Origin of the sequence: Kluyvera sp. (genome assembly GCF_047971185.1) — a bacterium.
In the GTDB taxonomy this organism is placed as follows: domain Bacteria; phylum Pseudomonadota; class Gammaproteobacteria; order Enterobacterales; family Enterobacteriaceae; genus Kluyvera.
The window spans coordinates 68,183-93,758 of record NZ_JBKDZH010000049.1 but is presented as its reverse complement, the minus strand read 5'-3'; the positions used below and the strand labels follow the sequence as shown (position 1 = coordinate 93,758).

General features: G+C 57.2%; 18 protein-coding genes. 2 read left to right on the top strand and 16 right to left on the bottom strand.

The annotated features are described in order from the left end of the window. Positions 1-175 precede the first annotated feature (175 nt). Positions 176-2,047 (top strand): penicillin-binding protein 2, encoded by a 1,872-nt coding sequence (gene mrdA / locus ACK5JN_RS14155; protein WP_416870765.1) that lies wholly within the window; start codon positions 176-178, stop codon positions 2,045-2,047. Between the two features lie 20 nt (positions 2,048-2,067). On the opposite strand, the gene ACK5JN_RS14150 is transcribed toward mrdA, so the two are convergent. From ACK5JN_RS14150 to tar, 15 genes are all read right to left on the bottom strand, one after another. Then, positions 2,068-3,636 carry an MFS transporter gene (locus tag ACK5JN_RS14150; protein ID WP_416870764.1) on the bottom strand — a complete coding sequence of 523 codons (1,569 nt, stop codon included), beginning with the start codon at positions 3,634-3,636 and terminating at the stop codon, positions 2,068-2,070. Positions 3,637-3,869: 233 nt separating this feature from the next. Continuing rightward, a complete protein-coding gene (locus ACK5JN_RS14145; RefSeq protein WP_416870763.1) occupies positions 3,870-5,009 on the bottom strand; it encodes a glycoside hydrolase family 88/105 protein in 1,140 nt (379 codons plus the stop codon). Between the two features lie 4 nt (positions 5,010-5,013). After that, entirely contained in the window at positions 5,014-6,600 is a 1,587-nt protein-coding gene (locus ACK5JN_RS14140) for an MFS transporter (protein WP_416870762.1), read from the bottom strand. 269 nt (positions 6,601-6,869) lie between these two features. Next, a complete protein-coding gene (gene flhE / locus ACK5JN_RS14135) occupies positions 6,870-7,265 on the bottom strand; it encodes a flagellar protein FlhE (RefSeq protein WP_416870761.1) in 396 nt (131 codons plus the stop codon). Continuing rightward, positions 7,265-9,346 carry a flagellar biosynthesis protein FlhA gene (gene flhA, locus ACK5JN_RS14130; RefSeq protein ID WP_416870760.1) on the bottom strand — a complete coding sequence of 694 codons (2,082 nt, stop codon included), beginning with the start codon at positions 9,344-9,346 and terminating at the stop codon, positions 7,265-7,267. Before flhA ends, flhE begins: the two co-directional genes overlap by 1 nt. Next, positions 9,339-10,493, bottom strand: coding sequence for a flagellar biosynthesis protein FlhB (gene flhB, locus ACK5JN_RS14125; RefSeq protein WP_416870759.1), 1,155 nt, complete (start codon positions 10,491-10,493; stop codon positions 9,339-9,341). Before flhB ends, flhA begins: the two co-directional genes overlap by 8 nt. A gap of 140 nt (positions 10,494-10,633) precedes the next feature. Beyond that, the gene (locus tag ACK5JN_RS14120) at positions 10,634-13,285 is read right to left on the bottom strand and encodes a family 78 glycoside hydrolase catalytic domain (RefSeq protein WP_416870758.1); all 2,652 of its coding nucleotides are present in this window, start codon (positions 13,283-13,285) and stop codon (positions 10,634-10,636) included. A 25-nt stretch (positions 13,286-13,310) separates the two neighbouring features. Continuing rightward, entirely contained in the window at positions 13,311-14,612 is a 1,302-nt protein-coding gene (locus tag ACK5JN_RS14115; protein ID WP_416870757.1) for an MFS transporter, read from the bottom strand. A 114-nt stretch (positions 14,613-14,726) separates the two neighbouring features. Then, positions 14,727-15,575: a helix-turn-helix domain-containing protein gene (locus ACK5JN_RS14110; RefSeq protein ID WP_416870756.1), complete on the bottom strand. Its 849-nt coding sequence runs from the start codon at positions 15,573-15,575 to the stop codon at positions 14,727-14,729. 246 nt (positions 15,576-15,821) lie between these two features. Continuing rightward, positions 15,822-16,466 (bottom strand): protein phosphatase CheZ, encoded by a 645-nt coding sequence (gene cheZ / locus ACK5JN_RS14105; RefSeq protein ID WP_416870755.1) that lies wholly within the window; start codon positions 16,464-16,466, stop codon positions 15,822-15,824. A 10-nt stretch (positions 16,467-16,476) separates the two neighbouring features. Continuing rightward, a complete protein-coding gene (gene cheY / locus ACK5JN_RS14100; RefSeq protein WP_024552273.1) occupies positions 16,477-16,866 on the bottom strand; it encodes a chemotaxis response regulator CheY in 390 nt (129 codons plus the stop codon). Positions 16,867-16,882: 16 nt separating this feature from the next. After that, complete coding sequence (locus ACK5JN_RS14095) at positions 16,883-17,932, bottom strand: protein-glutamate methylesterase/protein-glutamine glutaminase (RefSeq protein WP_416870754.1); 1,050 nt, start codon at positions 17,930-17,932, stop codon at positions 16,883-16,885. Beyond that, positions 17,929-18,795 (bottom strand): protein-glutamate O-methyltransferase CheR, encoded by an 867-nt coding sequence (cheR, locus tag ACK5JN_RS14090; protein ID WP_416870753.1) that lies wholly within the window; start codon positions 18,793-18,795, stop codon positions 17,929-17,931. The genes ACK5JN_RS14095 and cheR overlap by 4 nt, the downstream gene beginning before the upstream one ends. 23 nt (positions 18,796-18,818) lie before the next feature. Continuing rightward, positions 18,819-20,423 carry a methyl-accepting chemotaxis protein gene (locus ACK5JN_RS14085; protein ID WP_416870752.1) on the bottom strand — a complete coding sequence of 535 codons (1,605 nt, stop codon included), beginning with the start codon at positions 20,421-20,423 and terminating at the stop codon, positions 18,819-18,821. A 39-nt stretch (positions 20,424-20,462) separates the two neighbouring features. Further along, positions 20,463-22,124 (bottom strand): methyl-accepting chemotaxis protein II, encoded by a 1,662-nt coding sequence (tar, locus tag ACK5JN_RS14080; RefSeq protein WP_416870751.1) that lies wholly within the window; start codon positions 22,122-22,124, stop codon positions 20,463-20,465. Between the two features lie 275 nt (positions 22,125-22,399). Here tar and ACK5JN_RS14075 point away from each other — a divergent pair, with 275 nt between their 5' ends. Beyond that, positions 22,400-23,650 carry a dicarboxylate/amino acid:cation symporter gene (locus ACK5JN_RS14075; protein ID WP_416870750.1) on the top strand — a complete coding sequence of 417 codons (1,251 nt, stop codon included), beginning with the start codon at positions 22,400-22,402 and terminating at the stop codon, positions 23,648-23,650. Positions 23,651-23,830: 180 nt separating this feature from the next. Here the strand turns inward: ACK5JN_RS14075 and ACK5JN_RS14070 are convergent, their stop codons facing one another. Beyond that, the gene (locus ACK5JN_RS14070) at positions 23,831-25,117 is read right to left on the bottom strand and encodes a porin (protein ID WP_416870749.1); all 1,287 of its coding nucleotides are present in this window, start codon (positions 25,115-25,117) and stop codon (positions 23,831-23,833) included. Positions 25,118-25,576 lie beyond the last annotated feature (459 nt).

Below are 25,576 nucleotides of genomic sequence, written 5' to 3'. Positions count from 1 at the left end.
GGTTTTTTTATTCGTGTAGCCCGGGCGAGGCGGAACGCCGACCCCGGTGAAAAAACCGCAATTTGTTACAAAACTCAAGGAATGACACATTTAACCTGAAGGATGGTACATTTTTTGTCTGTCATGCCGGTGACCGCTCCGTATCATTAGGCGGCTCAAACGGTGGGTATCGGTAATGACATTTAGAGATTATGAAGCGGAGCGAAAGCTCTTTCTGCGTCGTGCGCTAGTGGCCTTCGGTCTGGTCGTCATCTGCTTTAGCATATTGATTTTCAACCTCTATCGCCTTCAGGTCGATGAACACGATTACTACACCACCCGCTCGGACGCCAACGACATTAAAATGCTGCCGGTCGCCCCGACCCGCGGCATCATCTACGATCGCAACGGCATTCCGCTGGTCAAGAACGTCACCTGGTATGATATTGCCGTTACCCCCTATAAAATCAGCGATATGGATGCGCTGCTGCGCCAGCTTACTCCCCTCGTCGACCTGACCCCAGATGATATCGACCAGTTCCACAAGGCATTAAAGTCCAGCAGCCGCTATCGCCCGGTGGTGTTAAAAAACGCCCTGACCGACGTCGAAATCGCCCGCTTCTCCGTTAACCAGTTCCGCTTCAGCGGCGTAACCGTCGACAGCTACGAAGACCGCCAGTACCCCTACGGCGCCGAGCTGGCGCACGTACTCGGCTACGTGTCCAAAATCAACGACAGCGACCTGAAGGCGCTGGATAAAAAGGGGATCGCCGAGAACTATGCCGCCGACCATAACATCGGCAAACAGGGGATCGAGCGCTATTACGAAGACGAGCTACACGGCAAAACCGGCTATCAGGAAGTCGAGGTCGACAACCACGGGCGCATCGTTCGCCTGCTGAAGGACGTGCCGCCGGTGGCGGGGAAAGATATTCATCTGACGCTGGATCTGCACCTGCAGGAGTATATCGAAAGCCTGCTGGTCGGCCAGCGCGCCGCGGTGCTGGTGGAAGACCCGCACGATGGTTCGGTGCTGGCGATGGTCTCCAATCCAAGCTATGACCCTAACCCGTTCGTAAAAGGGATCAGCTATCAGGACTACAACTCGCTGTTGCAGGATAAAAATCTGCCGCTCATCAACCGCGTCACCCAGGGGCTGTATCCGCCGGCGTCGACGGTTAAACCCTACATGGCGATGTCGGCGCTGCTCGACGGCGTGATTTCCCCGCAAACCAGCTTCTTCGGCGCGCCGACCTGGACGCTGCCGGGCACCCAGCGCCGCTATCGCGACTGGAAAAAAAGCGGCCACGGCATGCTGGATGTCACCAAAGCGATTGAAGAGTCTGCCGACACCTTTTTCTATCAGGTGGCGTATATGATGGGCATCGATCGCATTCACGATATGCTCAGCCAGTTCGGCTACGGTAAGCCTACCGGCATCGACCTTGATGAAGAGTACAACGGCCTGCTGCCAAGCCGAAGCTGGAAAGAGCGAGTGCATAAAAAAGCGTGGTATCAGGGGGATACCATCTCGGTCGGCATCGGCCAGGGCTACTGGATCGCCACGCCGATCCAGATGGTGAAAGCGATGGTGGCATTGCTGAACAATGGCCGGGTTATTCCCCCTCATCTGCTGAAGGATGAAGAGTCCGGCAACACGGTGACGCCGTATCGCGAGCCCAAAAATGAAACTCAGATTGCCAGCGCCAGCTCTCCGTACTGGAGCCTGGTCCGTCAGGCGATGTTCGGCATGGCCAACGCGCCAAACGGCACCGGCTACAAGTTTTTCCACACCGCACCGTACGGTATTGCGGCGAAAAGCGGCACCTCGCAGGTGTTCAGCCTGAAAGAGAATCAGACCTATAACGCGAAGATGATCCCCACCCGGCTGCGCGATCATATTTTTTATACCGCCTTTGCGCCGTATAAAAATCCGCAGGTGGCCGTCGCGCTGGTGCTGGAAAATGGCGGGAGTGACGGGGTGGTCGCGGCGCCGGTGATGCGCCAGATTCTCGACCATTTGTTCGCCCCCCAGAACGACCAGCCGCAGCCGCCGTCCCGGGGGTAAGAGAGGTGAACGTCGGGTGCTTAGCGCCCGGCGGAAACCGCTTCAACCACGGCTGGCGCCTGGTCAGCTTTAAACAGCGGACTGTTGCCCCAGCACTCTTCATAGCGGTGACCGACCAGATCTTCCACTACCGCGCGCACTTCCGGGGTGATATCTTCCAGCTTGCCGCCGGCTTTGATACGGGCCACTTCCTGCAGCACCACTTTGTGCGTTTCGCGATCCAGCTTCATCTGCTTACTGAAGACAATCGCCATCAGCGCCAGCAGCGCGACGCCGCCGCAGAACACCACCGCAATGGCGTTGACCGCGCTTTCCGGCTGGACGTGCGCTTTTGACTGGAAGCCGTAGTAGCTGAGGATGGCCCCCATCACAAACACAATCACCGAGCGCAGGATCTTACCGGAGAAAGTCATCGCCCCGGCGTAGATGCCTTCACGACGGCGGCCGGTGTAAATCTCATCCACGTCCGCCAGGAAGGTGTAAACCGTCCACGGAATGTAGTACACGCCGCCGGTCCCCAGGCCGAAGATAATCGTAATACCGAACATCAGAATGGTCGCCAGATGCGCGGGCAGATGGAAGAACCACAGCGAGGTGTAGAGCAGCACGGCGAACACCACGATCCCGAGGGCGATAATGTATGGCTTACTGAAGCCCTTTTTCACGCACAGGCCGATAAACAGCGCCGTAGAAATCAGCTGCAGAATGGAGTTCAGGCTGTTCAGCCCCGCCACCATCGCCGGATCGTGCTGGAGTACAAAAATCACGAAGTAGGTGAAGATAGAGGCAAACAGCCACTCTGCGCCAAAGCCGCACAGATACATCCCCAGATGCTTACGGAACACGCGCAGATAGAAGGTGGAGCGCATGTCTTTTGCCAGCGACAGCAGCGTATTCAGCAGGCCGCTTTTCACCTGCGTTTCCGGCTCTTCTTCGCGCGGACGCTCCCAGCTGTTGTACCACAGGCTAGCGACCGCCACGATCAGGATGACGCCGTAGGTCAGCCCGGTGAGGAAGAACGGCGTGGCCGAGTCTTTACCGTACAGCAGGATAAACTGCCCCGGGATAAACGCGGCGAGGAAGTTGGCCAGTTTGCCGAAGATCGCTTTATAGCCGGTCAACTTTGAACGCAGCGCAAAATCGTCGGTCATTTCGGTCGCCAATGTTTCGTACGGCACCATAACCGAGGTATAAATAATTTCGAACATTACGTAGGTACACAGGTAGTACCAGAAGCTCAGCCCTTCCACCCACAGCAGCGGGTAGAACATCATCAGCGGAATGCCGATCAGCAGGAAGAAACGGCGACGACCGAAGCGCTTACCGAGGCGCGTTTTGCCGAAGTTATCGGTGAGGTAGCCCATCAGCGGGTTACTGATAGCGTCAATGACGCTGGCAACAGAGAAAATAAACGCCGCCTCGATTAACGTCAGGCCGCAGAAGGTGGTGTAAAAGTACAGAAGCCACGCGCCGCTAATCGCCAGCGCGCCGCTGCCTAAGAGGTTTCCGCCTCCGTATGCCAGTTGATGGCGCAGATTGACAGGTCTTCCCTGCAGCCCGTGGGGGGCTGAAGCCGCATTTCTTGCCATAAAAAATAAACCTCATGTTTTATTATTTTGAAACACTGTTTTTATATTCTTATGGCGCGGTTCAAAACGTGAGCTATATCACTATTGTCATTGAGGCTATTACCGGTCACGCAGGAATGCGATCTAGTTAAAATTTTTTTATAACCAAAAATGAAAATTTAAAATAATTTTGATTAGCAAGGTAATAAAAAGCCCGGCAACTTTCGTGGCCGGGCTTGCTGAAAGGTGAAAGCTTAGAAGAATTTACGCAGATACTCGGTCAGGCACAGGATCGCCATCGCCTGGCCATAAGGCATAGAGGTCAGCGGGATTTCACGATAGAAATCGAGGTTAGAGCCCATACCGGTGCCGAAGGAGGTTTGCAGCAGCTCGCCTTCCGGGGATACGTGCTTCACGATGCCTTGAATCGCCTTTTCGGCAACGATCGCGTATTCCTGACCCACGTAGCGCTTACGCACCGCCTTCAGAATGCCGTAGGCAAAACCGGCGGTCGCCGACGCTTCCAGATACGAGTCAGGATCGTCCAGCAGCGTATGCCACAGGCCGCTCTCGTCCTGGCATTTCGCCAGCGCGGCGATCTGCGCGTTCAGCACCTGCACCAGATAGCGGCGCGTGGCGTTGTTCTCCGGCAGATCCACCAGCTCCAGGAAGTCTGGAATGACGATGGTCAGCCAGCTGTTGCCGCGCGCCCAGCGCGCGTTGGCAAAGTTGTGGTGACCTTCATAGTTCCAGCCGTGGAACCACAGGCCGGTTTCCCGGTCCATCAGATTCTGCACGTGCAGCAGGAACTGATACACCGCTTCTTCCACGTACTCCGGGCGATTCAGCAGTTTGCCGATTTTCGCCAGCGGCAGCACGGTCATCATCAGCGTATCGTCCCACATCTGCTGGTGATTCTCTTCCGCCAGGGTAATGTGCTGCATGCCGCCGTGGTCGGTGCGCGGCATTTCGTTCATCGCCCACTCCGCCCAGGTATCCAGCCACGGCAGGTACGCCGGGTTGCCCGTCTCTTCATAGCGATAGGCCAGCGTCAGGAACGGCGCCATGGTGTTGACGTTTTTAGTGGTGGCGCCTTCCGCGAAGCGGTCGGCGAACCAGTTGTCGATGATATCGCGCATCGCCACGTCGCCGGTCTGCTGGTAGTACTGATAGATACCGTACAGACCAACACCGTGCGTCCATTCCCAGCCTGCCCATCCTTTGGTATCAATCACGCGGCCATCGTCCAGGCGCAGCAGAAATTGACCTGTCTCATCCTTGATATTCACCAGATTGTTCGTCACCGTCTGAATCAAGGCTTTCAGCTCTTCCCGGGAGATAAAACGCTCCGGCTGACGTAATAATGGGCTATGTTTGACGGGCCAAACTTTCATATTCTTAACCTCTGTTGTAAGTCGAATTCAATGTTGCAGCCTGCTTCAGCGAAGGTGCAGCAGGTTTGTTACGATTCAGGTAGCCAATGTTGTTGTTGCCCCACAGGGATTCGTACGGCATCCCCGCCAGCATTTCGACCGTCGCGCGCGCTTGCGGCGTAACGGTTTCCGGCACCACGTGGCCAGATTCGCGCATTTTCGCGGTCTCTTCACGCAGCACGCCGTGCGTTTTCAGGTTCAGCTTAAAGCGCAGGGAAACGAGGAAACCCAAAGCCAGTACAATGATGGTGCCCATGCTGAGGATCATCAGGATGGTGTGGCTGACTTCAGGCGGCTGCGTTTTCTGGCCGGAGACGAAGCCGGACAGCTGCATGATGATCCCCACCAGCATGACCGCACCGGCCTGAGAGGCTTTACGCGTCAGGGTCATGATGCCCGCGAAGATCCCCTCGCGACGCTGACCGGTGATCACTTCATCAACGTCAGAAATGTAGGTGTAGGTGTTCCACGGTACGTAGTTGATGCCCCCACGGCCCAGACCGGCGATAGCGGAGATCAGCAGCAGCAGCGCATAGATATCGCTCATACCAGCGTAGTACAGCGCCGCGTAGGAGAAAGATCCCAGACCAAACAGCACCACCACCATGCGATAAGACGGCGCCGGTCCGAAGCGGATGCACAGCGGGATCATGGCGATAACGGCGATGAACTGGAAGATAGCCATGGTACCGAGCAGGTTAGAGGCCATGGAGGCTTCCTGCATCAGCACAAACACCACGTAGTAGGTGAAGACGGCGTTGAACACGTCCTGGGCGATATAGCCGCCGAGGTACATGCCCAGATGCTGACGGAAAATCTTAATGCGCAGCGTGGAGCTCAGTTCAATAAACAGACGGCTCATGCTCTGGCCGAAGGTCAGGTGTTTCTTCTCTTCTTCCGCCTTCAGCGCCGCGGCGGTCCACTCTTCACGCGGACGTTCCCAGGTGAAGAACCAGACGAAGGTCAGCATCATCGCGCACAGCACGGAGAACACCAGGCTGGCGTAGAAGAAGGAAATCGCGTTGTCTTTGCCGAAGTGAGTCAGCAGGATACCCGGCAGGAAGGAGGCCAGAATCGCGGACATCTGCGCCATACCGATGCGCGCGCCGGAGAACTTGGTTTTCTGTTTGAAGTCGTCGGTCATTTCCGGTACCAGCGTTTCGTACGGTACCAGGATCATGGTGTAGACCACGTCAAAAATCAGGTAGGTCAGGAGGTAATACCAGAAGCCCATATCCCCTATCCACATAAAGGAATAGCTAAACACGCACGGTATACCCAACAGAATAAAGAACTTACGACGACCAAAGCGCTTACCCAACCAGGTAGAGCCGAAGTTATCGGTCAAGAAGCCCATCAGCGGGCTAACCACCGCATCCAGAACCCTGGCGGTGGCAAAGATAAAGGTGGCTTCGATGGGGCTTAACCCACAGAAAGTGGTGTAGAAATAGAGAAGCCATGCTGCGGTCAGCGCGGTGGTACCCGCGCCGAGAAAATCTCCCGATCCGTAGGCGAAGTAGTTTACCAGTCCTATTTTTCGCGTTCTATTCATTAGCCGTCAATCCTGTGCCTTTTATTATGAATCTCCTTCGCTAGCTAAGGCTTAGCCAAAAGGAGTACTGACACGGCTACAGTAAAAGTATGCGTTAAGGGATACCTTCCTATTTCTGCCAGTGCGGGCGTCGGATTGGCAAAAATGCAAAGAGTCGTGGCATATGCATCACTGATTTATAAAACAACGTTTCTTTACGATCAAAAGCGAGGGTCAGAAATGCGAGCTCGCCACCAGAATCCAGCGGCGAGTGGAGGATTATGCGGCGATTAGCGGTAGTTAACGATAATTTGAATACTTTTCACACTCAGAGCAGGAATTAATCGCCCACCGCCGGGGATTTCCCAAATAAAACGAAACGGCTCGGCGGCGGAAACCTGATGGAACGCCATGGTGGTGCCGCTAAGGGCATCCAGCTCGGTACAGCGGGAGAGCGAACACAGCCGCGTGCGCAGCCCGGCGGGAATCGGCCCGTTCAGCTCGTAGCGCCAGGCAACGAGGGTAATCGCCCCCTGCGCCGGCTGTGATGACGCCAGCGGCCGCGACGAGGCCGCCACGCCGCGGTGGTTAAGGGTTATGCCGATATTGCTGGCCTGCCAGGCCCCCTCGCCCGCCGCCTGCACCAGGCACGGTAACAGGCACAGTAGCGCAAGAAGTCGACGCATTATTTGCCTCCGATGGTGGCGGTCATGCGGATGTTGCGATTGTCGGAGAGCTCCAAGTTCGACAGCACTACCAGCTGCGGCAGGCTGCGACGCAGGAAGCGCGACAGCAGCGGGCGCAGCGCGTGGTTAACCAGCAGCACCGGCGGCGCGCCCAGCATCTCCTGACGCGCCAGCGCCTCCTGCGACTGCGCCAGCAGCCGGTCCGCCAGCCCCGGCTCCAGACCACCGCCGCCCTGAAGCGCCTGGAGCAATAATCGCTCCAGCGGAGTATCGAGGCCAATCACCTGCACTTCGTCATTGCCCGGGAACCAGCGCTGGGTAATCGCCCGGCCCAGCGCCACGCGCACCACCGAGGTCAGCTCGCCCGGGTCGGCCTGAATCGGCGCGTGCTCCGCCAGCGTTTCCAGAATGGTGCGCATATCGCGAATCGGCACTTTCTCGTCCAGCAGATTTTGCAACACTTTATGCAGCGTGGTCAGCGTCACCACGCCCGGCACTAAATCTTCGGTCAGCTTCGGCATCTCCTGGGTCACGCGGTCCAGCAGCTGCTGCGCTTCCTGACGGCCAAACAGCTCGGAGGCGTGCAGGCTAATCAGATGGTTCAGGTGCGTCGCCACCACCGTGCTGGCCTCCACCACCGTAAAGCCCTGAATCTGCGCCTGCTCTTTCAGCGCGCTTTCGATCCAGATGGCGTCGAGCCCAAACGCCGGGTCAGTCGTCACCTCGCCCGGCAGCGTACCCGCAGCGGTGCCGGGGTTAATCGCCAGCCAGCGGCCCGGGTAGGCTTCGCCGCTGCCAATTTCAACGCCCTTCAGTAAAATGCGGTACAGCGCGGGCGATAGGTCCATATTGTCGCGGATGTGCACCACCGGCGGCAGGAAGCCCATCTCCTGCGCAAACTTCTTACGGATGCTGCGAATACGCCCCAGCAGCTCGCCGTCCTGCTGAAAGTCGACCATTGGGATCAGCCGGTAGCCCACCTCCATCCCCAGCGTATCTTCCAACTGCACGTCGCTCCAGGTGGCCTCAACCGCCTGTGAACTGCTTTCCGGCGCTTTCACCGGCTGCGGCTGCTCCGGCGCTTTCATTTCGCGCCCACGGATCCACCAGGCCAGCCCCAGCAGCGCGGCGGTAAACAGCAGAAACACCAGGTTCGGCATCCCCGGCACCAGGCCCAACAGGCCGAGCACCCCGGCGCTCAGCAGCATCACGCGCGGGTTGCTGAACAACTGCCCCACCATCTGTTCGCCGACGTCCTGCTCGGTGCTCACCCGCGTCACAATCACGCCCGCGGCCGTGGAGATAACCAGCGCCGGGATCTGGGCGACCAGCCCATCACCGATGGTCAGCAGGGTATACGACTCCGCCGCCTTGCCCAACTCCAGCCCGTGCTGCAATACCCCCACCAGTAGACCACCAATGACGTTGATCACCATAATCAGGATCCCGGCGATGGCGTCGCCGCGCACGAACTTACTGGCACCGTCCATTGAGCCGTAGAAATCGGCTTCCTGCGTTACCTCGGCGCGGCGCTTTTTCGCCTCGTCTTCGCCGATAATCCCGGCGTTAAGGTCGGCGTCAATCGCCATCTGCTTACCCGGCATACCATCCAGCACGAAGCGCGCGCCCACTTCCGCGATACGGCCCGCGCCTTTGGTGATAACCATAAAGTTGATGATCACGAGGATAATAAACACCACGATCCCGATGGCGAAGTTGCCGCCCACCAGGAAGTGGCCGAACGCTTCGACCACCTTCCCCGCCGCCGCGCCGCCGGTATGGCCTTCCATCAGAATGATACGCGTGGAAGCCACGTTCAGCGCCAGGCGCAGCAGCGTGGTAAACAGCAGAATGGTGGGGAAAGCGGCAAATTCCAGCGTGCGCTGGGTGAACATCGCCACCAGCAGCACCATAATGGAGAGCGCAATGTTAAAGGTGAACAGCAGGTCGAGGACGAACGCCGGCAGCGGCAGCACCATCATCGACAAAATCAGCAGGATCAGCACCGGCCCGGCAAGCACCTGCCACTGGGTGGTTTTCAGGTCGTTGGGAAGACGCAGCATTGCGACAAGATTAGCCATCGGAGTCCTTCTCGTTCAAAAAATCCAGTGCCTCAGGCACCGGTATGTTATCCGGTTTTTTCGGCGGCTCGCCGCCCGCCAGCCGCCAGCGCTTCAGTTGCCATACCCACGCCAGCACTTCGGCGACCGCCGCATAAAGCTGGCCGGGTATTTGCTGGCCGATATCGGCATGGCGATACAGCGCGCGCGCCAGCGGCGGCGCTTCCAGCATTGGGATGCGGTTCTCTTCGCCAATTTCGCGAATGCGTAGCGCCACCAGCCCCGCGCCTTTTGCCACCACCTTCGGCGCGCTCATTTTGTTTTCGTCGTACTGCAGGGCCACCGAGTAGTGGGTCGGGTTATTGACGATCACGTCGGCCTTCGGCACATCCGCCATCATCCGCCGCCGCGCCGCCGCCCGCTGCATCTGGCGAATACGCCCCTTCACGTGCGGGTCGCCCTCGCTCTGCTTGAATTCATCGCGGATATCCTGGCGCGACATGCGCAGCTTCTTCAGATGGCTGTGGATCTGCCAGAAGACGTCGAACCCCACCATCGGAATGATGCCAAGCGCCACCAGCAGCGCGCACAGCCCGACCATGTTCAGCGCATCCCCCATCGCCGACAGCGGCGACTCGCTGACCAGCCGCATCATCTGCGGCCAGTGCATCCACAGGAAAAAGCCCGCCACGGTGCCCATCAGCACCGCTTTCATAATGGCTTTGGTGAGCTCCGCCGCGGTCTGCGCCGAGAACATGCGCTTAATGCCCGGCAGCGGGTTGAGCTTATCGAGCTTGAAGGCCAGCGATTTGGTGCTGAACACCAGCCCGCCGAGCATCATCGGCGCCACCAGCGCCACCGTCACCACGCCGACTATCAGCGGCAGCAGCGCCAGCATGGCTTCTTTGAGCAGCAGAATGATTTGTCCGAGGATCAGATTGGGATCGCTGACGATGCAGTGGTCAAAACGCAGCCCGCCCGAGAGCAGATTGGCCAACCGACGGGCAAGGGATTCCCCGCCCAGCCAGAGCACGCAAACGCCCACCAGCAGCATCAGCAGCGATGTCAGCTCGCGGGAACGCGGGATCTGCCCCTCCTCACGCGCTTTTTCAAGCCGTTGGGGTGTGGGGTCTTCTGTTTTGTCGTCGTCGTCGCTTTCTTCTGCCACGGCATCACTCTCGCAAATACGGTCACGAGTATTATCGCGAGGCGCAGGGAGGCCAATGCGCAGAATAGAGGTGTGAAAAGGGAGGAGTTTAGCCGTTAGCCGGTCACGGCGGCACGATGGCCGCCGTTAATCACGAGACGTTAACGCTGGAAGATAACCCGATAGCGACCGGAGCCGATTTCGCCAGCGTAGCCATCCTGCGTCGGGGTAAAGTCGATACCGTCAGCCTCCAGCAGCGCCTGCGCGCCGTCCAGAATCAGCGTCGAGCGGGTATTGGCCGGAATCTCCACCTCCAGCGTGACCCTCTGCGCCTGCTGCTGCCAGTGCACGCGGATATCACCATACACCGAGCCATAGCGCGCCTTCAGCCACGCCAGGCCGCCACCGGGCATCGGGCGCAAGATGGAATGCTTAAATCCAGGTTCATCTTCCCGGGTATTGATCCCTGCCGCGACCCGATACAGCCATTCGCCGATAGCGCCGTAGGCGTAGTGGTTAAAGGAGTTCATATCCGGGCTCCACATCGTACCGTCCGGCTTGACGCCGTCCCAGTGCTCCCAGATGGTGGTCGCGCCCGCCTTCACCTGGTACAGCCAGGACGGGAAATCGTCTTTCAGCAGCAGCTGCCATGCGGCATCGGCCTGGCCGTTTTCGCTCAGCGCATGGCAGAAGTACGGCGTGCCCACAAATCCGGTCACCAGATGCCCGTCGTGCTCCGCCAGCAGTTCCAGCAGCGTCTGCACGGTACGTTCACGGTAAGCATCCGGCACCAGCTGGAAGTACAGCGCCAGAATGTGCGCGGTTTGCGTGCGAGCCGCCAGGCGGCCGCTGGGGGTGAAAAACTCATTGCGGAAACTAGCAACGATCGATTCATGCAGCGCCACGTAGCTGGCGTAATCCTCCTCATGCCCCAGGACTTTTGCCGACTTCGCCAGCAGCAGCGTTGAAAGCGCGTAGTAGGCCATGCAGGTCAGCTCATTCGGCGTTGCGCCAAAATAGCTGCCTTCTTTGGCATCCAGCGCCACCCAATCGCCAAACTGCAGCTTCCACGACCAGATATTGTCGACGGCATTGGCGCGCATAAATTCCACCCACGCCTTCATGCTGCCGTACTGGCGCGCCAGCGTCTGGGTATCCCCGTACATCAGATACAGCGTCCACGGGTTAATAACCGCCGCGTCGGCCCACGCGGCTGCCGAATGGGTACGCCCCTGCGACAGGAAGCGGTCGTTATCACATTTGCCGGTAAGAATATCCGGGATTACGTGCGGCACGCCGCCTTCCGGAGTCTGGTCATGTTGCAGGTCGGCCAGCCATTTCGCGAAGAAAGTGTGCGTCTGCATCAGGTAGCTAGCGGTACGGCAGAAAATCTGCGCATCGCCGGTCCAGCCCAACCGCTCATCGCGCTGCGGGCAGTCGGTCGGGATATCAACAAAATTGCCCTTCAGCCCCCAGAGGATGTTGTGATGCAGCTGATTCAACTCGGGGTTAGAGGTTTCCATATTGCCGATCGGCGTCATGGCGGAATGCAGCACAACGGCCACAAAATCGTCCAGCGTTGGGATACCCGGCCAGCGCTCAATCTGCACGTAGCGGAAACCCTGGAAGGTAAAGTGCGGATGGTACCGCTCTTCCTCGTCGCCGCGCAGCGTGTAGTCAATGCGCTGTTTGGCGGTACGCAGATTGGCCAGATAGACGTTGCCCTCGGCATCCAGCACCTCAAAATGGCGCAACACAACGTTATCGCCCGCCGCCCCGCGGACGCGGAATTCCACCCAGCCGCTAAGGTTCTGCCCGAAGTCGAGCACCGTTTCACCCTTCGGCGTAGTAAACAGCTTCCAGGGTGTGAGTCGCTCAATTTCCTGTACCGGGCAAGCGGTTTGCGGTTGCAACACCGTTTTGTTTGCTGCCAGCAGATTTACCGCGCGCCAGCCGTCCGCCGTATAGCCCGGCTCGCTCCAGCCTTGTTGCTCACGGCGTGCGTCATATGTTTCGCCATCATAGATTTCCGAAAACAGAATCGCCGAATCGCTGGCCAGCCAGTTCTCGTCGGTAGCAATAACCTGCTGGCTGCCGTCACGCAGAGTCACCACTAGATGGCAAATAAACCCGGTCTGCTCGCCATAGTAGTTGCGGTAGCGGTTAAAGCTCATATCGCCTTTGTACCAGCCCGCGCCAACCATCGCGCCGATGGCGTTGTCGCCGTCATGTAGCAGATGGGTCACATCCCAGGTCTGGTACAACAGGTGATGATGATAGCTGGTCCAACCCGGAGCCAGTTCGTCATGCCCCACCTTCTCGCCGTTCAACCACAGCTGATACAGCCCCAGCGCGCTGGCATGTACCACCGCAGAGACAATGTCATGGCGTTCCGGCAGCGTAAAGTCGTGGCGAAGCAGCGTACCTGCCGAGTTATCTTTATCCTGCGGCGTTTCGGCTGAGATAAATACGCCCTGCCACTGCGCTGACGGTAGCCCGGTAATTAACGTCGCCACAGGGCTCCAGCCGCTGTACTCACCGTGGTTGTCGCTGATCCGTACGCGCGCAAAATAACGGGTCGAATACGCCCACGTCAGCGCGGGCAGCGTAATATTGTTCGAATGGTCGTCCGGCACTTCGCCGCTGTCATACAGCAGCTCGCTAAAGCGTTCATCCGCCGACAGTTGAAGCTGCCAGCTGCGCTGTTCCACGTTGCGGCGATCGCTGGCGATAGTCCAGCCAAAAACCGGGAGTATTTCGCAGCCCGCAAGCGTGCTTTCATAATTGAGCGTAATTTTTTCTATTGCCAACATAGTGATTTCCTCAATGATCCCTATCTCAGGCTTTCGCCCGCAGAGTGTCGTGCGAATCGCGGCGCGCATCCGGCGTCGCAACCATTTCCGTTTCGGCGTTGAACTCATTGCGCTGCTTACCGTGGAAACAGAGCCAGCCAATCACCATCCCCGCTACCACAATCGCCGTCAGCAGGCAGTAAAGGACGGTTGGCCCGGCGTTCAGCAGCACCGGCGTGACGAAAGCCAGCAGCCCGCAGGTCAGGCGGGCGACGCCGACAATCACGCCCTGGGCGGTGGCGCGCAGCATGGTCGGAAACGACTCCTGGGCCCACACTTTCATAATGCCTTCAAAGGCAAAACCGGTGCCGATGTTGGTGAATAACAGGCAGCAAAACCACGACAGCGGCGAGAAGTTGAGCAGTACCGGCACAAAGTAGCCGCCGGACATCATCACCGCGCCGAAAATAAAGAACGGGATGCGCTTTGAGGTATCGACAATGCGCATAAATAGCAGCCCCGAGGCGACGCTAACGGGCAGGATCAACAATCCCCACAGCGAGTTAGTGCTGACCGAGATACCGACCACGTTGACGGCCACAAAGGTGCCAAACTGCCCGCCGGTATTGGCCGCCAGGTTGGTGAAGGTGTAAAAGGCGCACAGCGAGAGAAATGGCCACAGGTATTTCGCATCCAGCAGATCGCGCCAGCCGTTTTTCTGCGCGCGTACGGTGGCCACGCCCCGACGTTGCTCATCACGCGCCGCCAGCCACAGCGGCGACTCCGGGATAGACCAGCGCAATACCAGCAGCACCAGCGCCACCAGGCCAACGTGCAAATACATGATCTGCGCACCAACCCGCCCCCAGTCGCCCACGATGGCGGAAATACCCATCGTGGCGCCAATGCCCACCAGCCACAGTAGATTCGACAGGCCGATAATTTTGCCGCGGTTCTGGTCGCTGGCCGCTTCAGAGATAGTCGCCAGCGAAACGGGCAGGTCCGCACCGGTCGCCAGCCCGACGAGCAGCGTGCCAACCACCAGCAGGAAGAAGCTCTGACCAAAGGCCAGCGCCAGCGTGCCAAGGAGAATCATCGCCATGGTGATGATAAAGACGTTTCGCCGCCCAATACGATCCCCGAGGCGTCCACCGCCAAAGGCCCCTGCGGCAATACTGAGGGTTAACAATCCGGATAAAATGCCAATTTCCAGCGCGGTAATACCGATCGTCTTTTGATAAATAACCAGCGCGGTGCCATTCGAGACAATCGCCGCCGAATCTATATACGATGCCATCCCTGATACCACCCCGACATACCAGGGGTTGGGTGTTTTATTTTTTGACATAACGTTTCCTTTAATCCATAGAAGATGAAGGGAGAAATAAACGGTGCGTTTCTCCCTCACAGCACCTGCTGCGATAAAATCCCTACTGTTTTTAAGTCGTTATCAGCCAGAAAATCAGATATTCGTCAGCACCCTTGAGTGCAGCTCTCGCTCGTGAGTTGGCGAGTATTTAAAATAACGTTTGTATGATTCGGTTAATCTTATTGCATTCATAAATCCGCAGCGGGCAGCAATTTCGCTTACGGTCTTATCGGTGGTTCGTAGCAACTCCTGAGCTTTTAAAACACGGTACAACATCTGGAATTTCACCGGGGTATAGCCCGTAATGCGCTTAATAAAACGGAACATCGTACGCCGGGCCACGCCGTTATCCTCACTCAGCGCATTCCAGTCGAGCTGGCGCAGACTGCTGGTTTTTAACGCCTTAATCAGATTGGCACGCCCGCGTTCTTCGGCAGTCTGCGATGCGGGTTGGCAGCCGCACTCGCATAAGGTGTTAATGATATTGAGTAATGCCGCCTCGCACAGGGAGAAATAGAGCGCATCATAATGGCTCTCGTTACGGGCCAGTATCTCCTGACTCCAGCGCTCAATATTGGCCAGCGAGGCGGGGGAAAGCGTTCTATCATGTTGGTGCAGTTGGGCTTTCACCCGCACCAGCAGCGTGTCGACGGCTTGCAGAAAATGAAAACGAGGAGCCCGGCGGATCAGAATATTAATAACTGAAAGATGGTTGGTCGAAACATAGCTGTGGGTATCATTGGTGGTGACAAGGAAATAATCGCCCTGACAAATAAATTTCACCACGTCATTAATAATATGAAAACCACTCCCGTTGCGGACAATAACAAGTTCATCGAATTCATGTCCGTGAACGCCTTCCATTAGCTGGTTATTCATCGTAAAAAGACAGAAGGCATGCTGCTCAGAATGAAAGAACTCACTATCCCGCAGTATTCGCATGTGTACTCCCGAGTTTATTTAGACAATAACGCCGTGACCTTACTAAATAATAAGGTTGGAAAAATAAATATTACCTCAGGTCTCATTGATAACTATTTAAGCGCAATAGTTATGACAAGTCTATATATCGGGGTGGCACTTAGACGTAATCCGCCGTGATGGCGGTTTCATTTTGAGAAATGATCGTACGGGAAAAGGAATTGCCGGGTGCGATAGCGCCACCCGGCACAAACCTGTGCGGTGGGACTAGAACCCCAGACTATCGAGCAAATCGTCCACCTGATCCTGACTGGCGACAACGCCCGCTTTGGAGGTATCGACCTGCGGCCCGTTGAGCAGGCTGTCGTTCTCGCGTTTTTGTCGCGCGCCCTGCTCCGGCATGTTCTCCAGCAGCACCATCAGCAGCTGGCGCTCAATTTCCTGAATCACATCCATCATGCGCTTGATCACCTGACCGGTAAGGTCCTGGAAATCCTGCGCCATCATGATGTCGAGCAGCTGGGCGTTGGTAAAGCTGGTATGCCCCGGCACGTCGCCCAGGTATTTACGCGTATCGCTAACCAGTTCGCGGGCATCCGACAGTTCAATCGGGTTCTCAAACCATGCGTCCCAGCGCTGCGTCAGGGCCTTCGCCCCTTTTTCCATTTCGTCCTGATGCGGCTGCGACGCTTCAACGCTGTTGAGCGCGCGCTCGGCCGCCTGCGCGGTCATCTGCACCACGTAATCAAGACGGTCGCGGGCATCGGGGATCGCCTCTGCCGCTTCCGCAATGGCCTGATCCAGCCCCAGCTCGCGCAGGCTATCGCGCAGCATGCGGGTCAGATTGCCGATGCGGCTAATAATATCCGCGGCGGAGTGTTCATCGCCGGGCTTGATGGAAGAATGCATCATGTTCGTCACCTTACATGCCCAGTTTCTCGAAGATCTTGTTCAGCTTCTCTTCCAGCGTCGCGGCGGTAAACGGCTTCACCACATATCCGCTAGCGCCAGCCTGCGCGGCAGCAATAATGTTCTCTTTCTTGGCTTCCGCAGTCACCATCAGCACCGGCATCGCCGCCATCGCACCGTCGGCGCGAATGGTTTTCAGCAGTTCCAGGCCGTCCATGTTCGGCATGTTCCAGTCAGAAATGACAAAACCAAAACCGCCCGCCTGCAATTTGTTCAACGCGTCAACGCCGTCTTCCGCTTCTTCAACGTTGTTAAATCCCAGTTCCTTTAACAGGTTGCGTACGATGCGACGCATGGTGGAAAAGTCATCCACAACCAAAAACTTAAGCTCTTTATCCGCCATAAAATAATTCTCCTGATCAAATACGTATTGCCTGTCCGGCACTGATTTTCGCCAGCATCTGCTGGCTTACCTGGCTAAGATCGACCACTTCGCTGACGCCACCGGTATTGATGGCCTCGCGCGGCATGCCGAACACCACACAACTGGCTTCATTCTGCGCGATGGTCCAGGCTCCGGCCTGGTACATCGCGTGCATCCCGGCCGCACCGTCGTTGCCCATACCGGTAAGGATCACCCCCACGGCGTTGCGCCCCGCGTACTTCGCGACCGAATGAAACAGCACATCAACCGACGGGCGATGGCGATTAACCGGCGGCCCGTCGTGAATTTTGATTTGATAGTTCGCGCCGCTACGCGCCAGCTCCATATGCTTGTCGCCCGGCGCGATGTAGGCGTGACCCGGCAGCACGCGCTCGCCGTCTTCCGCCTCTTTCACCGTAATCTGGCACAGCTTGTTGAGCCGCTCGGCAAACGAACGGGTAAAGCCCGGCGGCATATGCTGAGTAATCAGCAGCGCGGGGCTGGAGAGCGGCAGCGGCTGCAGCACGTGGCGAATCGCCTCGGTGCCGCCGGTCGACGCGCCGATAGCAATCAGCTTCTCAGAGCTGAGCAGCGGGCCGGCTTTTAGCGTCGCCGGCGCGGCTAATGGCTTATGGGCGCTAATGCGCGCGCGGGAGGCGGCGCGCACTTTATCGGCAATGGTTTCGCTGTAGGCCAGCATCCCTTCACGAATGCCCAGCTGCGGCTTGGTGACAAAATCCACCGCGCCCAGCTCCAGCGCGCGCAGCGTCACCTCCGACCCTTTGCCGGTCAGCGAGGAGACCATCACCACCGGCATCGGCCGCAGGCGCATCAGCTTCTCGAGAAAATCGAGGCCGTCCATCCGCGGCATTTCTACGTCCAGCGTCAGCACGTCCGGATTGAATTTTTTAATCAGGTCGCGCGCGACCAGCGGATCCGGCGCGGTAGCGACCATCTCCATGTCGTCGTGGCTGTTAACAATCTCCGTCATGATCTGACGCATCAGCGCCGAATCATCGACCGACAACACTCTGATTTTACTCATGCTCTTCCCTTACTTAGCGCATAGACCGTCTGGCCGCGCAGGGTGAACTCACGGGCGAGATGGCTAAAGTTCTCCGAATGTCCGGCAAACAGCAGTCCGTCGGGTTTCAGCAGGGGGACGAAGCGCTTGAGGATCGCCTGCTGCGTTGTTTTATCGAAATAGATCATTACGTTGCGGCAGAAGATCGCATCAAACGGTCCGGGAACGTTGTAGTGCGCGTTAAGCAGATTCAGGGTGCTGAAATCCACGTAGTTCGCCAGCTCGCTGCGCACCCGCACCAGCCCGGCATGCGGGCCGGTGCCGCGCATGAAATAGCGCTGTAGCTGCTGCTGGGAGAGCGTTTTCAGCTCGTCCAGCCGGTAAATACCGCTCTGCGCTTTTTCCAGCACCTCGGTGTCGATATCGGTGGCGTACACCTTCCAGCGCCCCGGCGCGGTGCCCAGGGTATCGGCAAGGGTAATGGCGATGGAGTACGGCTCTTCCCCCGTCGACGCCGCCGCGCTCCATACCCGGTATTCCCCCTGCCGACGCGCGGCGTGTTCCGCCAGCGTCGGGAAGTGGTGCGCCTCGCGGAAGAACGCCGTCAGGTTGGTGGTCAGCGAATTGATAAACGCCTGCCACTCCGCGCTGTCGCCATTGGCTTCCAGCTGGCCGAGGTAGTGGCCAAAATCGTCCAGATTCAGCGCCCGCAGGCGCCGGACCAGGCGGTTGTAAACCATGTCACGTTTGTGATCCGCCAGCACGATCCCGGCGCGCTGGTAGATCAGTTGGCATATCCGACGAAACTGCGCGTCGGTGAGCGTCAGGCGCTGCGTCAGCTGGCTCAGTAATTGCGATTGCCCATTTGGCAGAGATACAGTCATAGCGCCTTCTTACATCACATCATTCAGGAAACTGCGGGTACGGCGGCCAACGGAACGTGTTCACGCTCGGCGGCTACCTGCACTTCTTCAAGTTGAAACACCGATACCACCGAGGTTAGGCGATCGGCCTGGCCGGCCAGCTGTTCGGTGGCAGCGGCCCCCTCTTCCACCAGCGCGGCGTTCTGTTGCGTCACCTGATCCATCTGGCTGACCGCTAGCGCCACCTGTTCGATGCCACGGCGCTGCTCGTCCGACGCGGAGGCGATTTCGCCCATGATGTCGTTTACCCGGGTGACCGACTGCACGATCTCATTCATGGTGCTGGCCGAGGTTTCTACCAGCGCCGATCCTTCCTGCACGCGGGCAACGGACTCTTCGATCAGCACTTTGATCTCTTTGGCCGCCTGGGCGCTGCGGCTGGCCAGGTTACGCACCTCGCCCGCCACCACCGCAAAGCCACGGCCCTGCTCACCGGCGCGCGCCGCTTCGACGGCGGCGTTCAGCGCCAGAATGTTGGTCTGGAAAGCAATTCCGTCGATAACGCTGATAATGTCGCTGATTTTCTTCGAACTGGTGGCAATATTGTGCATAGTCTGCGCGACATGGTTGGCCTGCTCGCCGCCGCGTTTAGCGGTATCCGCCGCGCCGTGGGCCAGATGGGAGGCCTGACGCGCGTTGTCGGCGTTCTGGCCGACGGTCGCCGTCAGCTGCTCCATGCTGGCCGCCGTTTCCGCCAGCGACGCCGCCTGCTGTTCGGTGCGGGACGAGAGGTCGTTATTGCCGGCGGCGATTTCCGAGATCCCGGTGTGCATCGCGTAGCTGCCCTGACGCACTTCGCCCACGGTTTCGCGCAGCGACTGCTGCATCGACTTTAGCCCGCCGAAAATGGCGCTGATTTCGTTTTTGCCGTAGACCGCAATCGGGCGTGCCAGATTGCCTTTCGCGATGCTGTCGAAGTGGCTGCTGATAATCGCCAGCGGTTTCACCACCATCCGGCGTACCCACCACAGGGCGGCGATGGTGATCGCCACGGAGATAATGACCATCGCGATAAACATCATCGTTGAGCGCGCATAATCGCTCTGGCTTTCGTTTTTCGCTTCTGCGACATAGTGCTCAATGTTCTTGCGCCAGCTTTCATAGTTGTTGTCAAACTGGTCCTGGGTTTTCTGCACCGGCGCGGCGACATATTCGGACAGCTGATTGTTTTCGAGCCAGGCCACCTGGTGCGCCAGCATCTCATGCCAGGTGGTAAAGCTGGCCGCCGTCTGCTCCTGCAATGCCTTATCGCGCTCGCTCATCAGCGGCAACGCCATAAAGCCCTGAAACAGCGCCTCGCCCTGCGATAGATTTTGCTTCACGTCGTCAATCATGCCGCGCACTTCATTCGGCGGATAGCTCAGCGCCGCCAGCGTCCCGGCTTTGTTCAGCATGGTGCTGGCCTGCAGCATCGCGGCGCGCGATTCCGTCAGCGTGCTCAACTGCTGGCTGCTCTGATCCACCTGATAAATATTATTTTGTCCGTCGCGAAAAGCCCAAAAAGAGAGTCCGTTACTGCCAATCTGCAAAATGCCGCAGAGAATCAAAATCAGAAACAACGTGGTAGAGATTCGAATACGATAAAGCATCACCACACTCCTACAGGCGGCCCTGGACCGCGGATAAAATTAAAAAGTTTCCCAGTTTGAATCAGAGGTATTTTCGGCGGCGGATGCGAGGCGTTTAGACGCCAGCGCGGGGGCTGCCGGGACAGATGCCGTCGCTCTATTTCCTGAGGCGACGTTCAATCGAAATGCCGCTACGGCCTGATTGAGGCGTTCGGCTTGTTCTTCCAGCGCCGCGGCGGCGGTGGCGGACTCTTCCACCAGCGAGGCGTTTTGCTGCGTTACGCTGTCCATCTCGGCGACGGCGATCGCCACCTGATCGATCCCGCGGCTCTGTTCGTCAGACGCCGAGGCGATTTCGCCCATAATGTCGGTCACCCGGGTCACGGCATTGACGATATCAGTCATCGTTTCTCCCGCCGTTTCCACCTGCGCCGAACCGCTTTCGACGCGCGCGACGGAGTCTTCAATCAGCGCTTTAATCTCTTTTGCCGCCTGCGCGCTGCGGCTTGCCAGATTACGCACTTCGCCGGCAACCACCGCAAAGCCACGCCCCTGCTCGCCCGCCCGCGCGGCTTCCACCGCGGCGTTCAGCGCCAGGATATTGGTCTGGAAGGCAATACCGTCGATAACGCCGGTAATATCGGAAATTTTCTGCGAGCTGGCGGCAATCTCGTGCATGGTGTTCACCACGCCCTTCACCACGCTGCCGCCGTGCTGGGCGGTTTCTGACGCGCTTTGCGCCAGCTGCGATGCCTGACGGGCATTTTCCGCGTTCTGCTTCACGGTTGCCGTCAGCTGTTCCATGCTGGCCGCCGTCTCTTCCAGCGACGCCGACTGCTGCTCGGTGCGGGCGGAAAGGTCGTTATTGCCCGCGGCAATTTCGCTGGAGCCGTGATAGATAGCTTCCGCGCCTTCCCGCACGTGGGTGACGGTATCAATCAGCGCGCTCTGCATATGGGTGACGGTATCGGCCAGCTCGGTAATTTCGTTACGCCCGCTCAGCGTCAGACGCTGGGTGAGATCGCCGGCGGCAATCTGGCGGATGTGGCCCATGACCGAGGCCAGCGGCTTGAGCAGGATCGCGCGGATGCCGAACCAGACGCCAACCACCACGATAACCAGCACCACTGCCAGTATCGCCAGCTGCCAGCGGGCAATCTGATAATCGCTGCTGCTGGTCGTAAAGGCGCGCTGATACAGCGCTTCGCTTTGGCGGGCGTACAGGTTCATCGCCTCGCCCATCGCGTTCTGCATGCCCTGCGTCGGCTGGGCAAAATAGGCGTCCATATTGCCGCCTTCCAGGAAGCCCACCAGCTCCTGCAACGCCGCAAAGTAGTTCTGGTAGGTTTTGCTCACCTGCGCGCTGGCGTCATTCATCGCCGGCTGCGAAGGCAGCTCGCTAAAGCGCGCGAAGTGGTCGGCCGCCTGCGCCAGCGTGGTGCGCGCGTTTTTCAGCAGTTCGGTTTTGGCGCTGCTCTGCTGATTGGCGGTATCCATCATCATCCGCGCCGAGGAACGGCTGAGGTTGATGCGGGTTTGCAGCAGCAGATCCCACGCGGTGGTGAGCTCGGCCTGTTGCGTACGAAGCGTGTTGGATTGCGCAAAGCTTTGTTGGTTCTGATGCAGCGAGGAGAATAAAAAGCCCCCGGAGATCAACTGCAAAAGTGCGAAGACCACCAGCACCAACATCAGCAGCGTGACAACGCGGATACGGTTTAACATACAACACCTTCCCAATGACTTGTTATTCGGTGTTATCGGCATCCCAAATAGAAACTTTATGCGCACGGGGGCTAAAAATCGTGAGCCTTCTCAGCCGGCGGAGCGGCGGTGCTGGCGAGCCACTGAATCACAACGCTTTTTATAAAATATAAAAAAAAGTTGTAAATACCCTTACTTTCATACAATTTATATAGTGAATGAATTGATGTATTACATAACTAAAAAATCATTTCTTCATCGCAGGGCATTTTCGTAATCTGACGGGGTAATTTTTTGTGGCAAACGCAAACAAGCTCACGATTTTTATCGTGATTTTCATGCTGGCGGGGATTCTCACCGGCGCAATGATCCATTCTTACGCATCAGCAACCACCATCGAAGTCTGGTCCAGCAACATCACTCTGCTGACGGATATATTCCTCCGGCTAATCAAAATGGTCATTGCACCGTTGGTGTTTAGCACCTTAACGGTCGGGATCATGAAGCTGGGTGAAACCTCCACCATTGGCCGCATCGGTGGTAAAGCGATGGTGTGGTTTATCAGCTCTTCGGTGCTGTCGATTCTGGTAGGCCTGTTTATCGTCACCCTGCAGCATCCGGGCGCCGGTCTGAATCTGACGATTCCAAAGGACACGGTAGATACCGGTCTGGCGGTGAGCGGCATGAGCCTGAAGGGCTTCCTGTCGCATACCATCCCAACCAGCATCGTCGGCGCAATGGCCGATAACGAAATTCTGCAGATTGTGGTGTTCTCGATGTTCTTCGGCATCGGCGGCGCGTCGCTGGGCCAGAAGTTCAACGCGCCGCTGGTGGCGTCGCTCGACGTGGTCTCACATATCATGCTGAAGGTCACCGGCTACGTGATGTACGTTGCGCCGCTGGCGATTTTCGCCGCCATCTCGTCGGTCATCGCGACCGAAGGGCTGGGGATCCTGCTGAACTACGCCTCGTTTATCGGCGGCTACTACGTGGCGATTGTGCTGACCTGCGGCGTGCTGGTGGCCATCGGCTACATGGTGCTGAAAAAAGAGGTGTTCCGCCTGCTGAGCATGCTCAAAGATCCGGTGCTGGTCGCGTTCACCACCAGCAGCTCTGAGGCCGCCTATCCGAAAACGCTTGAACAGCTGACCAAATTCGGCTGCTCGCGCAACATCGTCTCCTTCGTGCTGCCGATTGGCTACTCCTTTAACCTGGTCGGTTCAATGGTGTACTGCTCCTTCGCGTCGATGTTTATCGCCCAGGCCTATAACATCCAGCTGAGCTTCTCCGAGATTGCGGTGCTGATGCTGACGCTGATGCTGGCCTCCAAAGGGATTGCCGGGGTACCGCGTTCGGCGCTGGTGGTGCTGGCGGCGACCATTCCGAGCTTCAATATTCCGGTGGCGGGCATTCTGCTGCTGATGGGCATTGACCACTTCCTCGATATGGGCCGTTCGGCGATTAACGTGCTGGGCAACGGCGTGGCGACGGCAATGCTGTCGCAGAACGAAGGCGAGCTGGCGCAGGTCGCGCAGCAGAATATGTAAGCGGCGGATCAACGCACAAAACAAAAGCCAGACCTCAGGGTCTGGCTAAATCAGTCAGCAAGCTGCCATCACTACCGCGAAGCACTTCTCTCTCCCCCGGCAATATCAGCACAAAAATAACAAGAGCAAATGAAAAGTACGACCCCCACCCCACTGGCATAAGACAGGGGTTTACAGCAATCAGATGAAGATACGCAGGCCAACCGCCGCCAGGTGATCGGAGACGTTATAAGAATCATCGGTATTACCGCTGGCTTTCTCATAGCCGTATTCAATATAGGTCACTGCGTTTTTACCTAACCAGTAATCGGTGCCCAGCGTGGTGGACTGGAAGTGCTGCCCGTCCATCGCATCGCCGCCTTCCGTCCAGTCGAAGTTAGCGTAAACGCTCCACTCCGGGGTAATTTTAAACTGCGACGCATATTCCAGACCGAGAATGGTTTCCTGATCGTCGGTGGCGTTGCTGGTGCCGCTGACCGCCGCATGTACGTCGTCAACTTTGTTGACGTAGTAGGTCGCCTGCGCGGCGTTATACCAGCTGAAACCATCGAAGTTCGCGGTGTATTTCGCGTTTAAGCCCATCGAATAGGTATTACCGTCGTAGGACGGGCCGGTGACGTTAGTGACCGGTACGGTGCCCATCGGGTTACCGTTCCGATCGTAATAGGTCATATTGGTCGTCGTGGTTCCCTGATTGACCGTATAGTTGTTGTACGCCGCCGCGCCGGAAATCGCGAAGCCGTTGTCAAAGCGATACTGCGCCGCCAGCGCCGCACCGCCGTGAACGGTAGCCGAACCGTCGTGATAGGCGTCGTGCATATCCGGGCCGTCGCCGTAGCCGCTGCCGAAGCCAATTTTATCCACGTCGTCATTGCCCTGGCCCATCACGCCAACGGTAAATGCCTGCGTGTTGTAGTAATAAATGGCGGCAGAGTTGATGATATCCGTCGACATCCCGGCGGTGTCGTGTTTGGCCTTACCGCCGTACGCATAGGTGGTATCAATCCCCAGGCCCCAGTCGGTCGGCGCATACTGTTTACCAAAAGTGACCACGCCGTACTGGTCGTTGCCCAGACCGGCATAGGCCTGACGGGTATAAACGTCGTTGCCCTGATCGTCGGTCGCGGAATCCAGACCGTGCATCCCGGTTTCGTAATAGCCGACCGCATAGTAGCCTTTGTCATTAATTTTCTGCCGCAACGCCACGCCCAGACGTGAGTCATTGTTCTGAATATTATGTTCTACGCTATGCGCCGAATCGTCTTTCGCCATTAACCGCACCGACCCCATAATCGATACGGCGGTATCATCGCTTTTATAGACCATTTCGCCTTTGGTTTGCGTCGCCGTATACGCTGGCGCGGCATAGTCGCCGCTGCTCGCCATCGCACAGGCCGGAGCGCCGACCGCCGCAGCAATCGCCAGAGCAATAATCGACGGTTTAATCATGACTGTTTTTACGCGCATAGAAATCCCTTAACTTATATTTAAGTTTGTTTTTAGACTGTTTAAATTAAATAAAGCGGGAACGTTTAATTATTTCCGCTGACAAAATATTAATAACAGGAGGGAATAACTTTCTATGTCTAAAATTAAAAAATAAGAGAGCGATCACTAAGAATTATTTCCTTTCCAGTCATCACAAAAATGGCCATTATTTTACAACTACATGATTATTTAATTCTAATTATTGAGAATTTACCTATTTAATGAAATAAAGTGTTACCGGACGTAAATACCTCACCTCATTATAATAATTAAGGAACACTATAAAATAGCAAAATCATCATTAAACACGCCAATTTTTAACAACAAATTATCATAGCAGGCTAATTTATCAAACGTCATGATAAGAAAAACCTCAATAATGCTTATTCATAATAAATAAAAAATACATTATCCGGATGGAGATATATATTTAAAGAA

Excerpts from the sequence above, each read along its gene's own strand:
- mrdA (WP_416870765.1), top strand. The coding sequence starts at position 176 with ATGACATTTAGAGATTATGAAGCGGAGCGAAAGCTCTTTCTGCGTCGT.
- ACK5JN_RS14150 (WP_416870764.1), bottom strand. The coding sequence starts at position 3,636 with ATGGCAAGAAATGCGGCTTCAGCCCCCCACGGGCTGCAGGGAAGACCT.
- ACK5JN_RS14145 (WP_416870763.1), bottom strand. The coding sequence starts at position 5,009 with ATGAAAGTTTGGCCCGTCAAACATAGCCCATTATTACGTCAGCCGGAG.
- ACK5JN_RS14140 (WP_416870762.1), bottom strand. The coding sequence starts at position 6,600 with ATGAATAGAACGCGAAAAATAGGACTGGTAAACTACTTCGCCTACGGA.
- flhE (WP_416870761.1), bottom strand. The coding sequence starts at position 7,265 with ATGCGTCGACTTCTTGCGCTACTGTGCCTGTTACCGTGCCTGGTGCAG.
- flhA (WP_416870760.1), bottom strand. The coding sequence starts at position 9,346 with ATGGCTAATCTTGTCGCAATGCTGCGTCTTCCCAACGACCTGAAAACC.
- ACK5JN_RS14120 (WP_416870758.1), bottom strand. The coding sequence starts at position 13,285 with ATGTTGGCAATAGAAAAAATTACGCTCAATTATGAAAGCACGCTTGCG.
- ACK5JN_RS14115 (WP_416870757.1), bottom strand. The coding sequence starts at position 14,612 with ATGTCAAAAAATAAAACACCCAACCCCTGGTATGTCGGGGTGGTATCA.
- ACK5JN_RS14110 (WP_416870756.1), bottom strand. The coding sequence starts at position 15,575 with ATGCGAATACTGCGGGATAGTGAGTTCTTTCATTCTGAGCAGCATGCC.
- cheZ (WP_416870755.1), bottom strand. The coding sequence starts at position 16,466 with ATGATGCATTCTTCCATCAAGCCCGGCGATGAACACTCCGCCGCGGAT.
- cheY (WP_024552273.1), bottom strand. The coding sequence starts at position 16,866 with ATGGCGGATAAAGAGCTTAAGTTTTTGGTTGTGGATGACTTTTCCACC.
- ACK5JN_RS14095 (WP_416870754.1), bottom strand. The coding sequence starts at position 17,932 with ATGAGTAAAATCAGAGTGTTGTCGGTCGATGATTCGGCGCTGATGCGT.
- cheR (WP_416870753.1), bottom strand. The coding sequence starts at position 18,795 with ATGACTGTATCTCTGCCAAATGGGCAATCGCAATTACTGAGCCAGCTG.
- ACK5JN_RS14085 (WP_416870752.1), bottom strand. The coding sequence starts at position 20,423 with ATGCTTTATCGTATTCGAATCTCTACCACGTTGTTTCTGATTTTGATT.
- tar (WP_416870751.1), bottom strand. The coding sequence starts at position 22,124 with ATGTTAAACCGTATCCGCGTTGTCACGCTGCTGATGTTGGTGCTGGTG.
- ACK5JN_RS14070 (WP_416870749.1), bottom strand. The coding sequence starts at position 25,117 with ATGCGCGTAAAAACAGTCATGATTAAACCGTCGATTATTGCTCTGGCG.